The sequence below is a fragment of the Tersicoccus phoenicis genome, assembly GCF_001968835.1.
In the GTDB taxonomy this organism is placed as follows: domain Bacteria; phylum Actinomycetota; class Actinomycetes; order Actinomycetales; family Micrococcaceae; genus Tersicoccus; species Tersicoccus phoenicis.
Genome location: NZ_MRDE01000061.1, coordinates 1 through 643, shown reverse-complemented (window position 1 = coordinate 643; position 643 = coordinate 1). Strand labels below are relative to the sequence as shown.

Here is a 643-nt window from a genome sequence, read left to right as displayed (position 1 = left end):
CGTAGTCGCCCAGGCACCGCTGCTCGACGACCAGCCCAGGCTCGGGACGGTGTCGGTGCCGAGCGTCGGCCTCGGCCTGACGCCGCTGATCCCAGAAGTCGCGCCGGAGCTGCTTCGCCGCCTGGACGTGGGCCGGATCGGTCACGGTGACCCCGCCCGCCCAGGACCGCTCGTGCTCGGCCACGATGGCGCCCTCGCACGCGACCGTGACAGAGGTCGGGGTTGCGGTGACATCGACGAGCCGGCCGATGGCCCGCGGGTCGACTGAGTAGTCGGACCGGTCCAGGCGGATGTAGTAGTCCCGGGCCAGCCGGACCCGGCTGGACAGGCCCGTCGCGGGAGCGACCGGCGGCAGCGCCGTCATCGCACCGAGATCCCGCTCGAGCGCGTCGACGGGCCGGCCACCGAGCGAGCGGACGGTCCGCTGGTTCGCCCTGACCAGCCAGTCCGCGAGCTGCCCGTTGAAGTCGGTGGGGCTCGCGAAGCTGCGGTCCGGCAGGAACGAGGTCTCGAAGAACCGGTTGTTGCGCTCCACCATCCCCTTGAACTCCGGATCCCGTGGCGGCGCCAGCACGATCCGGGTCGCCAGCGTCCCAGCGAACGAGGCGGCCGCGACCGTGACCTTCCCGTTTCCACCGATCGC

General features: G+C 72.3%; 1 protein-coding gene. It reads right to left on the bottom strand.

Annotated elements, in window-relative coordinates:
- The coding region (locus tag BKD30_RS16130) for a Mu transposase domain-containing protein (protein ID WP_076704067.1) at nt 1-643 on the bottom strand (643 nt) is incomplete at both ends.